Genomic DNA, 10926 nt, shown 5'->3' on the forward strand with positions numbered 1-10926 from the left:
CCGGATAGAAAGAAAAAAAGTATGCAGATCGCACTTCGCTCGCAGATGATCGCGGGCGCGACGGCACTCGTTGGCGCCACCGCCATCGCGCTGACCCCCATTGCGCCGGCGGCTTCATTGCCCGCGCTCAGCACGTCGAAGGCCGCTGTCGAACTGGCGGCACTCGCGAACCCGATCAACGCATTGCTTGCAACCGGCGGGACCGTCGTCCAGTACCTGTTGAGCAGCGACGCGACCGGCCCCGATGGTGCTTCCGCCGCGGTCAACTGGCCAGGCTCCCAGATCAGCGACGCCATCAATATCGCTGTACGGCCCAATGGCGGTGTGCTCACCTCGGGCCTCATTCCGAACATTCTGGCGAACCCCTTTCCGGCCGCCACCCAGCTGTTGAGCAACTGGTTGGGCTACGCGGGCATCGCGATCAACTCGGGCGCTGCGGTTCTGGGTGCCGCCTCGACAATCGCATGGCTTCCGGTGAGCGTCGCCGGCACCATCGTCTCCGACATCCTCGCGGGCACCCCCGGGCTCATCCCGCAGGACGTCAGCAACGCCGTCAACCTCGCGATCGCCACCGCGACCAGTGCTACGCAGCTTGCGATTGCCGGTGTGACCTCCATCGTCAACGGGATCGTCACACGGGGCTCCGCGGTGCTCACCGCGCTGTCCAGTTCGCTGTCGCAGTCGCCCGAGCTGATCCAGCTCCAGATCGCGGCGCTGACCACGACCATCTCGAACGTGGTCAGCAATGTTTCGACCGGCTACGCCACCGGTGGGCTGTCGGGGGCCTGGAACGCCGGTGTCGTCGGTCTGTTGTCGACGGTTGCGCCGGTCGGCTCCGGTTACACGGGCCTGACCCTGCCGGGCACCGTCGTTAACCTGACCGAGGGCGCGGGCGTTCAGACGTCCGCGGCCGACCCCAACTCCTGGGTGCCGAGCGTTCGGGCGGTGGGCACGGGTCTGGCCACCACCATCGCCGGCGCGCTCGCCACCACGGTCCCGGGCCCGGTGCCGGTGGCTGCGGGTCGCCCGGCGGCTGCCAAGTCTGCAGCGGCTGCTCCGGCCGCCGCGAAGAAGGCCGGCGCCGGCGTCGGCCGTCACGCCGCTGCCAAGGCTGCTGCCGCCAAGTAGGTCGCAACAACGCAGCACAGTGCCCCCTCCCCTCCGGGGAGGGGGCACTGTGCTAGGCAGGCTCGAACAGGTCTTCTCAGTTTCTTCTCAGGTATGCTAGTATTCGGTGTCAGAGAAAGGCGGGTGAGGACAGTGCGCCGCGCGATTGGTCCGATCGTCACGACAGGGGTGGCCATGGTGGCTGCCGGTGTCATCGTGGCCAATCCGATCCTGGTCCCGCGCGCCGATGTCCAGATCCCCGCGGTCGCACTGTCGGCGGGTAGTGATTCCGCCGACATGCTGGACGCCTCCTTCCTCGACGCCATCGCTCCGGCGGCGCCTGAGTCCACCAACCCGTTCTCGGTACTCAGGCAACTCGTCTCCGCTCTTGCCGCTGACGCCAGTTATGTCGGTAAGAACGCGATCGTCGATGCGTTCGTCGCCGGCGTCGCCGCGGTCTCCGGACCGGACCTTTCCGTCCCCGCCACCGTGGTGTCTCCCGCACCCGCACCCATCGCGCCGCCGCCTGATCTGGCCGCTCTGGTCCCGGCGTTGACTCCGCACCTGGACTCCTCGCTGTTGACGGCTCCGCTGGCCACCGTTTCCGCTGATGTCACGAATGTGACCACCACATTCATCAACGGGTCGGTCGTGCCGGTCGTTGAGCAGGTCGTCTCGGCCGTCTACAACGACGCCGCCTATCTCGGCAAGAACGTGCTCACGGCCGCCTTCGTGGTCGGCGCGGCCGTCGTCGCCGAACCCAGTCTGATCGGTGACACGCTCACGGCCTTGGTCAACGGCGATATCAACGCCGCCCTGCAGAACGCGGTCAAGGCCGTCGAGAAGGCGGTCACCATCCCGTTCAACGCGTCGATGCTCATCGTCAACGCGGTCAAGGACATCATCGACAACCACCTCGACGAATTGACCGACTTGTTCGATCCGCCGGGGCCGGCCGTCCTGCCCCTGCGACCGATACCGCCGGCCGGTGGCGTCACTGATGTCTCGTCGGTGATGACCCGCGACCAACGTTTGCAGGACGCTCTGCCGGTTCTGGTGCAGTCACCGCGATCCGCGTCGACTGCGTCCGCCGTCGCAGTGTCGGCGCGGGCAGGGGCCGCAGTGTCCGCCACCGACGCGCCCCGGGCGCTCCCGGTTCCGCGCCAGGTCGCCGGTGTGGTCCTGGATGCGGTCAAGTCTGTCGGCGATCAGGTCAGCGCGGTCGTTCAGAACCCGGCCGGCGGTGGCGCCAAGGCCCTCGCGCGAACCCGGAGTGCCGCCGCAGGCCGTTAGGGTCCCCGCTCGTCAATCCGCTAGTGAGAGAATTCGCGGTATGCGGATGTCGGCGAAGGCGGAATATGCCGTCCGCGCCATGACGCAGCTGGCAGCAGCAGGGCCGGGCATCCTGGTCAAGACCGAAGATCTCGCCAAAGCGCAGGGCATCCCCGCGCAATTCCTGGTCGACATCCTGTCCGATTTACGGGCGGACCGGATAGTCCGCAGTCACCGCGGCCGCGACGGCGGCTATGAATTGGCCCGTCCGGCCGAGCAGATCAGCATCGCCGACGTACTTCGCTGTATCGACGGACCCTTGGCCAGCGTGCGCGACATCGCCCTGGGCGATCTGGACTACACCGGGCCGACCACGGCATTGACCGACGTCTGGCGGGCGTTGCGCGCCAGCATGCGATCGGTGCTCGAGCAGACCAGCCTGGCTGACGTCGCCGCCGGTGTGCTGCCCGAGCACGTCGGCCGGCTCGCCAGTGACTACCGCAATCAGGAGGACCGCCGCGGCCGCAGTGGCGGTGGCCGATGACGGCGGCGGACACCGAGCCCCGCTACCTCGGGCCCAATTGGTTCGCCTCGGTGATGGGCACCGGAATCGTGGCGAACGCGGCGGCCACGTTGCCGATCCAGATTCCCGGGCTGCGCGGCTTCGCCGTGGTGGTGTGGGCGCTGTCGGCCGCACTGCTGGCCGTGCTCGGCGTCGCGGTGGGCGGACATTGGTTGCGTCATCCCAGCCTCGCCCGGGATCACGCGGCCGGCCAGCAGATGGTGCACTTCTACGGCGCGGCGCCAATGGCACTGCTGACCGTGGGCGCCGGGACGGTCCTGGTGGGTCGTGATCTGATCGGCGAACAACTGGCGGTCAACCTCGACTGGGTGCTGTGGACCGCCGGTACGGCGGCCGGGCTGTTCACTGCGGTCAGCATCCCCTTCCTGATGTTCACCCAGTACAAGGTCGAGCCCGACGCCGCCTTCGGCGGCTGGCTGATGCCGGTGGTCCCGCCGATGGTGTCGGCCGCCACCGGCGCACTGCTCATCCCGCACGCGGCACCGGGAACCGCCAGGGCCACCCTGCTCTACGGCTGCTACGCGATGTTCGGGCTCTCGCTGATAGCGGCATTTCTCATCATCGCGATGATCTGGAGCCGGTTGACCTACTTCGGCACCTCGGGGACCGCCCGGGTGGCGACGCTGTGGATCGTGCTCGGTCCGGTGGGCCAGTCCATCACCGCCGCCGGACTGCTCGGGAGCGCCGCGGCTCTGGCCGTTGACCACGACATCGCCGCTCTCCTGGACGGTTTCGCGGTGCTGTTCGGCGTGCCTATGTGGGGGTTCGGCGTGCTGTGGATAGCACTCGCCGCCGCATTGACCGTGTACGCGCTGCGTCGGGGCATGCCCTTCGCGCTGACCTGGTGGAGCCTGACCTTTCCGGTGGGAACCTTCGTCACCGGCACGACGCAGCTGGCCTTGCACACCGGACTGCCGGCATTCCGGGTGGCCTCGGTGATCGCCTACGGGGGTCTGCTGTGCACCTGGGTGCTGGTGGCCATCCGCACCGCGCGCGGCACCATGCGCGGCAACCTGCTCTCTGCGCCGGCGCAGACCGGACCGGTGAAAGCCCGCAAGGAATAGGGACTCCCCGGCCGGGGCGTGTCAGAATCGCGAGCGTGCAGATTGGCATGACGATGCCCGTGATGGAGCCCGATCTCGATGCCGGGCTGCTCAAGCGGTGGGCCCAGGGGATCGACGACGGTCCGTTCTCCTCGCTGTGCTGGGGTGAGCGCATCGCGTTCGGCAATCCCGAAGCGCAGACCCTGCTCGGTGCGCTGGCCGCGTGGACGCAGCGGGTGCCGCTGATCACCACCGTCGTGGTGCCCCAGTTGCACGACCCGGTGCTGCTGGCCAAGTCGCTGGCCACCGGGGACATGCTGTGTGACGGCAGGCTCACCGTCGGCATCGGTGTCGGCGGCCGGCACGAGGATTATCGCGCCGTCGGCGCCGACCCCTCGACCCAGACGATGAAAGAGATGGCCGACCGGGTCGCGGTCATGAAGCGGGTGTGGGCCGGCGAGAAAGTCACCGACGCGGTGTTACCGGTGGGCCCGCAGCCGGCACGGCAGCCACGTCTGTTGGTCGGCACCATCGGGCCCAAGACCTTGCGCAGCGCGGCGGGATGGGCCGACGGGCTGGCCGGCATCACGCTGGACCTTGATGTCGACAAGCAGAACGAGCTGTTCGAGGTCGGCCGGACCGCGTGGGCGCAGGCGGGTAAGCCCGCGCCGCACCTGGCCACCTCGTTCTGGTTCGCGCTCGGTGACTCCGCCGATGCCCGTGCGCAGATCCATCGGCACCTGCGCCACTACATGAACTGGATTCCGGTCGAATACGTCGATGCGATGGCACCGAATACAGGCTGGGCGGGCAGCCAGGATCAACTCGCGGAGGTGCTGCGCGGCTTCGCCGCCGTCGGAACCAGCGAGATCCACCTCATTCCAACCAGTTCCGACCTCGGACAGCTGCAGGCCGCCGCTGATGTGGTCGCCGACTTCGGAGAGGCCGCATCATGAGTTACGGCGACTACCAGATCGAGATCTACTTCCAGGGGCTGGGCGGGGTGCTGCCCTCCCTGCCGATGTCCTTCGATGAGCTCGAAGCGCGCGCCGAGCAGGCGATGCCGCCCGGCATCTGGTCCTATGTCGCGGGCGGCGCCGGTGATGAATCGACCCAGCGCACCAATGCCGCCGCCTTCTCCAACTGGGGCCTGATGCCGCGGATGCTCGTCGGCGCGAAAGAGCGCGATATGTCCGTCGAGCTGTGGGGGCGCCGCTGGGACGTCCCGATCTTCATGGCGCCGGTCGGTGTGATCGGGGTGTGCACACCAGACCACCACGGCGATGTCGCCGCTGCGCGGGCGGCCGCTCGTACCGGGGTGCCGATGTGCGTATCGACGCTGACGATGGACCCGCTTGAGGACGTCGCGGCCGAATTCGGTTCCACCCCAGGGCTTTTCCAGCTTTACACCCCGACCGACCGTGACCTTGCGGAGAGCCTGGTGCATCGAGCCGAGGCGGCCGGCTACACCGGGATCGTGGTCACGCTGGACACCTGGATCCCCGGCTGGCGTCCTCGTGACCTGACCACCGCCAACTTTCCGCAGTTGCGGGGGATGTGCCTGGCCAACTACATCAGCGATCCGCATTTCCGGTCCAAGGTCGACGCCGACCTCTCCGATCCGCGCAATGCGGTCATGCACTGGGTCAGCATCTTCGGGAACTCGTTGACGTGGAACGACCTACCGTGGCTGCGCTCGATCACCACGCTGCCGCTGATCCTCAAGGGCATCTGCCATCCTGAGGACGCCCGCCGGGCCATCGACGCCGGAGTCGACGGTATCTACTGCTCCAACCACGGTGGCCGGCAGGCCAATGGCGGACTGCCCGCCATCGACTGCCTCCCTGATGTGGTGGCCGCGTCCGGCGATATCCCGGTGCTCTTCGATTCGGGCGTGCGTTCCGGGGCTGACGTCATCAAGGCTTTGGCGTTGGGCGCCAAGGCCGTTGGGATCGGGCGGCCCTACGCCTACGGCGCCGCGCTGGCCGGAACCGACGGCATCGTCCACGTGCTGCGCTCCATCCTTGCCGAAGCCGACCTCATCATGGCCGTCGACGGCTATCCCACGCTGAAGGATCTCACTGTCGACGCGTTGCGCAGAGTCCGCTGAGATGCCGTCCACGGAAGTCTCCCGGCTCAGCGACCGGCAGAGCACCGATCGTCGGCAGCTCGACTCGCTCCTGGACGCCACGGTGTTGGCCACCATCGCCTTCGTCCGCGACGGCCACCCGGTCGCACTGCCCACCGGATTCGCCCGGCTCGGCGATGAGGTGGTGATCCACGGTTCCACCGGATCACCGTGGATGCGGTTGCTGGCCGACGGGGTACCGGCCGCGGTTTCGATCACCGCGCTGGACGGAGTGCTGGTGGCCCGCAGCGGTTTCGAATCGTCGTTCCACTACCGCAGCGCAGTCATCTTCGGCACGTTCGGCGTTGTCGGTGCCGAGGAGAAGAACGCCTATCTGGAGGCGCTGACGGATCGCTTCATTCCGGGCCGGGTCGCCGAAATCCGGCCCAGCACCGCCAAGGAACTGGCGGCCACACTGGTGCTGCGGCTGGCGATCGGTGCGGACAACTGGTCGCTGAAGATCGCCGCCGGCTGGCCGGAGGATCCCGATGAGGATGTCGCCGCCGGCGGGTGGGCCGGTGTGGTGCCGATGACGGTCAGCTACGGCGAGCCGCGTCGGGCACCGGATTGTGATGCGAGCATCCCGCTGCCGGATTCGGTGCGGGCGATCAGCGGGTAGTTTCAAAAGCCAGGGTGCCCCCGGCAGGAATCGAACCTGCGGCCTTCTGCTCCGGAGGCAGACGCTCTATCCCCTGAGCTACGGGGGCGCGTGATGCGCCGTTGGGCGTTGACAGCCTAACCCATCTGCCCGGGTCAGCCTTGGCCGATGCTGATGCGGGGTCTGAGCACGTCAGACAATAAGATGAATGACCGTGACCCCCGCCGATCTTGCCGAACTGCTGCGCAGCACCGCTGCGGTGGTGTTGACCCGGCACGGCCTGGATCCGGCGGCCCTGCCTGCCACGGCGACTGTCGAGCGGCCGCGTAATCCCGAGCACGGCGATTACGCCACCAATATGGCGCTGCAGGTAGCCAAGAAGGCCGGGGTGAACCCGCGCGAATTGGCCGGCTGGCTGGCCGAGGCCCTGACCGCAGCGGACGGCATCGCCTCGGCCGAGGTGGCCGGACCCGGCTTCGTGAATCTGCGGATCGAGGCCTCGGCCCAGGGCGCGATCGTCGCCGACGTGCTCGGCGGCGGGTCCACCTACGGCAACTCGAGCCTGCTCGCCGGACGCAACATCAACCTGGAGTTCGTCTCGGCCAACCCCACCGGGCCGATCCACATCGGTGGCACCCGGTGGGCCGCCGTCGGCGACGCCCTCGGACGGCTGCTGAGCACCCAGGGTGCGGAGGTGGTGCGCGAGTACTACTTCAATGACCACGGCGCCCAGATCGACCGGTTCTCCAAGTCGCTGATCGCGGCCGCCAAGGGCGAGCCCGCACCGGAGGACGGCTACGCCGGGGCCTATATCAACGACATCGCCGCCGACGTGCTCGCCAAGGCTCCCGATGCGCTGAGCCTGCCTGAGGCCGAACAGTTGGAGACCTTCCGGTCGATCGGCGTGGACCTGATGTTCAGCCACATCAAGAAGTCCCTGCACGAGTTCGGTACCGACTTCGACGTCTACACCCATGAAGACTCGATGCACACCAGCGGCCGGGTGGACCAGGCGACCGCCAAACTGCGGGCCAACGGCGCCATCTATGACAAGGACGGCGCAAGCTGGTTACGGACAACTGATTACGGCGACGACAAGGACCGCGTCGTCATCAAGAGCGACGGCCAACCCGCCTATATCGCAGGCGATCTCGCCTACTACCTGGACAAGCGGCAGCGCGGTTTCGACCTGTGCATCTACATGCTCGGCGCTGATCACCACGGCTACATCGCCCGGCTCAAGGCCGCCGCCGCAGCACTCGGTGACGACCCCGACACCGTCGAGGTGCTGATCGGCCAGATGGTCAACCTGGTTCGTGACGGCCAGCCGATGCGGATGAGTAAGCGCGCAGGCGCCGTCATCACCCTGGACGACCTGGTCGAGGCGATCGGGGTGGATGCGGCCCGCTACGTGCTGATCCGCTCCTCGGTGGACTCACCGATCGACATCGATCTGGCGCTGTGGGCCTCGGCGTCGAGCGAAAACCCGGTCTACTACGTGCAATATGCGCATGCTCGGCTGTGCGCACTGGCGCGCAATGCGGCCGAACTCGGCCTGACTTACGACACCGCACATCTGGAATTGCTCAACCATGACAAAGAGGGCACCCTGATTCGCAACCTCGGCGAGTTCCCGCGGGTGCTGCAGTCCGCCGCCGCCCTTCGGGAGCCGCACCGGGTGTGCCGATATCTGGAGGACCTCGCCGGTGACTACCACCGGTTCTACGACTCCTGCCGGGTGCTGCCGCAGGGCGACGAGCAACCCGGCGATCTGCACCGGGCCCGGCTTGCGCTGTGCGAGGCGACCCGTCAGGTGATCGCCAACGGTCTGGGGATCCTCGGTGTGAGCGCTCCGGAGCGGATGTGAACGCCCATCCGGCCGGTCCACGGCACGCCGACTAGGTCCACCACGGCAGCTCGGAGCCACCGCCGTCGACCGCTGCCGAATTGTTGGCGCTGGCCCCGAATGTCTGGCCGCGCAATCTTATTCGCGACGACGATGGGACGGTCCGAATCGCCGGGGTGACCGTCACGGAGTTGGCGCGCCAGTTCGGAACTCCATTGTTCGTCATCGACGAGGACGATTTCCGCGGCCGCTGCCGCGAGATGGCGCACGCCTTCGGCGGCGGGGAGAACGTGCACTACGCGGCCAAGGCATTCCTGTGCGGCGAGATCGCACGCTGGATCCATGACGAGGGGTTGTCGCTCGATGTCGCAAGTGGCGGCGAACTGGCTGTCGCGCTGCACGCCGGATTCCCGGCGGAGCGCATCACGATGCATGGGAACAACAAGTCGGTCGCGGAACTGACCGCCGCGGTGAGCGCCGGTGTGGGCCACGTGGTGCTGGACTCGCTGATCGAGATCGACCGGCTCGATGCCGTCGCCGGCGCGGCCGGAGTGGTTCAGGACGTACTGGTCCGGGTGACCGTCGGAGTTGAAGCGCACACCCACGAATTCATCTCCACCGCGCACGAGGATCAGAAGTTCGGGCTGTCGCTGGCCGGTGGTGCGGCCATCGATGCGGTGCGCCGGGTGTTCGCCGCCGATCACCTGCGACTGGTCGGATTGCACAGCCATATCGGCTCGCAGATCTTCGATGTCGGCGGGTTTGAGCTGGCGGCCCACCGGATCATCGGTCTGCTGCGCGACGTGGTGGCCGAGATCGGGGTGGCCAAGACGGCGCAGCTGTCCACGGTGGACCTCGGTGGGGGACTGGGCATCGCCTACCTGCCGAACGAGGACCCCCCGCCGGTGGCGGATCTGGCCGCCAAGCTGACCGCGATCGTGCGCAATGAGTCCGCCGCTGTCGGATTGCCCGTCCCGCGACTGGTGGTGGAGCCCGGCCGGGCCATCGCCGGGCCGGGGACCATCACCCTCTACGAGGTCGGCACCGTCAAGGACGTGGCTCTCGGCGGCGGCAAGCACCGCCGTTACGTCAGTGTCGACGGCGGGATGAGCGACAATATCCGGACCTCGCTCTACGGGGCCGAATACGACGTCCGGCTGGCCTCCCGCTCGACCGCCACGGCACCGGCCCTGGCCCGCATCGTGGGCAAGCATTGCGAAAGTGGCGATATCGTGGTGCGCGACGCGTGGGTGCCCGACGACATCGTCGCCGGAGACCTGCTCGCGGTGGCCGCCACCGGGGCCTACTGCTACTCGATGTCGAGTCGCTACAACCTGATCGGACGGCCCGCCGTGGTGGCCGTGCGGGACGGACGGGCGCGGGTGATTCTGCGCCGGGAAACCGTCGATGATCTGCTCAGTCTGGAGGTGAGGTGAACGTGTCCGATCGAGAGAAGTCCGATCACGAGAGGCCGATCGGCGTCGCCGTGCTCGGTTTGGGCAACGTCGGCCGCGAGGTGGTTCGCATCATCGAGCAGAGCGCCCCGGATCTGGCTGCCCGGATCGGCGCGCCGCTGCAACTGCGCGGGGTCGCCGTCCGGCGGGTCGCTGCTGACCGGGGAGTGCCGATCGAGATGCTCACCGAGAACGTCGAGGAACTGGTCTCCCGCGATGACGTCGACATCGTCGTCGAACTGATGGGTCCGGTCGAGCCGGCCCGCAAGGCCATCCTCACCGCACTCGAGCATGGCAAGTCGGTCGTCACCGCAAACAAGGCGCTGCTGGCGCAGTCCACCGGCGAACTGGCCCAGGCGGCCGAGCATGCGCACGTGGACCTCTACTTCGAAGCCGCAGTGGCCGGAGCCATCCCGGTGATCCGTCCGCTGACCCAGTCGCTGGCCGGTGACAGCGTGCTCCGGGTCGCCGGGATCGTCAACGGCACCACCAACTACATCCTGTCCGCGATGGCATCCACCGGCGCCGATTACGCGCACGCGCTCAGCGACGCCAGTGCTCTGGGCTACGCCGAGGCTGACCCCACCGCCGACGGCGAGGGCTACGACGCGGCTGCCAAAGCAGCCATCCTCGCGTCGATCGCATTCCACACCCGGGTGACCGCAGACGACGTCTACCGCGAGGGCATCACCAAGGTCGGTGCCGCCGACTTCGAGGCAGCCAAGGCGCTCGGCTGCACCATCAAGCTGCTCGCCATCTGCGAGCGCATCACCACACCCGATGGTGTGCAACGGGTTTCGGCGCGGGTCTATCCGGCGTTGGTTCCGCTGACCCATCCGTTGGCCACCGTCAACGGTGCGTTCAATGCCGTCGTCGTCGAAGCCGAGGCCGCCGG

Annotated in this window: 10 protein-coding genes and 1 tRNA gene; 10 read left to right on the forward strand and 1 reads right to left on the reverse strand. The window is 67.8% G+C overall.

What is annotated here, in order from left to right; genetic code table 11:
• Nucleotides 1-21: 21 nt before the first annotated feature.
• From ACR2JI_RS16130 to ACR2JI_RS16160, 7 genes are all read left to right on the forward strand, one after another.
• The gene (locus ACR2JI_RS16130) at nucleotides 22-1128 is read left to right on the forward strand and encodes a hypothetical protein (protein ID WP_526391760.1); all 1107 of its coding nucleotides are present in this window, start codon (nucleotides 22-24) and stop codon (nucleotides 1126-1128) included.
• Between the two features lie 132 nt (nucleotides 1129-1260).
• Nucleotides 1261-2400 carry a hypothetical protein gene (locus ACR2JI_RS16135; RefSeq protein WP_526391762.1) on the forward strand — a complete coding sequence of 380 codons (1140 nt, stop codon included), beginning with the start codon at nucleotides 1261-1263 and terminating at the stop codon, nucleotides 2398-2400.
• 40 nt (nucleotides 2401-2440) lie between these two features.
• Nucleotides 2441-2923: an Rrf2 family transcriptional regulator gene (locus ACR2JI_RS16140; protein WP_526391764.1), complete on the forward strand. Its 483-nt coding sequence runs from the start codon at nucleotides 2441-2443 to the stop codon at nucleotides 2921-2923.
• Nucleotides 2920-4026, forward strand: coding sequence for a TDT family transporter (locus ACR2JI_RS16145; protein WP_526391766.1), 1107 nt, complete (start codon nucleotides 2920-2922; stop codon nucleotides 4024-4026). The genes ACR2JI_RS16140 and ACR2JI_RS16145 overlap by 4 nt, the downstream gene beginning before the upstream one ends.
• A 47-nt stretch (nucleotides 4027-4073) precedes the next feature.
• Nucleotides 4074-4961: an LLM class flavin-dependent oxidoreductase gene (locus ACR2JI_RS16150; RefSeq protein ID WP_526391777.1), complete on the forward strand. Its 888-nt coding sequence runs from the start codon at nucleotides 4074-4076 to the stop codon at nucleotides 4959-4961.
• On the forward strand, nucleotides 4958-6115 hold the full coding sequence (locus tag ACR2JI_RS16155; protein WP_526391768.1) for an alpha-hydroxy-acid oxidizing protein: 1158 nt from the start codon (nucleotides 4958-4960) through the stop codon (nucleotides 6113-6115). Before ACR2JI_RS16150 ends, ACR2JI_RS16155 begins: the two co-directional genes overlap by 4 nt.
• A gap of 1 nt (nucleotide 6116) precedes the next feature.
• Nucleotides 6117-6752 (forward strand): pyridoxamine 5'-phosphate oxidase family protein, encoded by a 636-nt coding sequence (locus ACR2JI_RS16160; RefSeq protein WP_526391770.1) that lies wholly within the window; start codon nucleotides 6117-6119, stop codon nucleotides 6750-6752.
• 15 nt (nucleotides 6753-6767) lie between these two features.
• Here ACR2JI_RS16160 and ACR2JI_RS16165 read toward each other — a convergent pair.
• Nucleotides 6768-6840, reverse strand: a tRNA-Arg gene (locus ACR2JI_RS16165).
• 105 nt (nucleotides 6841-6945) lie between these two features.
• Here ACR2JI_RS16165 and argS point away from each other — a divergent pair.
• The 3 genes from argS to ACR2JI_RS16180 form a co-directional block, all read left to right on the forward strand.
• Nucleotides 6946-8598, forward strand: a complete 1653-nt coding sequence (gene argS / locus ACR2JI_RS16170) for an arginine--tRNA ligase (RefSeq protein ID WP_526391779.1) — start codon at nucleotides 6946-6948, stop codon at nucleotides 8596-8598.
• Nucleotides 8599-8678: 80 nt separating this feature from the next.
• The gene (lysA, locus tag ACR2JI_RS16175) at nucleotides 8679-10013 is read left to right on the forward strand and encodes a diaminopimelate decarboxylase (protein ID WP_526391773.1); all 1335 of its coding nucleotides are present in this window, start codon (nucleotides 8679-8681) and stop codon (nucleotides 10011-10013) included.
• A 2-nt stretch (nucleotides 10014-10015) separates the two neighbouring features.
• The coding region (locus ACR2JI_RS16180) for a homoserine dehydrogenase family protein (RefSeq protein ID WP_526391775.1) at nucleotides 10016-10926 on the forward strand (911 nt) is incomplete at its 3' end.

Origin of the sequence: Mycobacterium sp. (assembly GCF_051006775.1) — a bacterium.
Taxonomy (GTDB): domain Bacteria; phylum Actinomycetota; class Actinomycetes; order Mycobacteriales; family Mycobacteriaceae; genus Mycobacterium.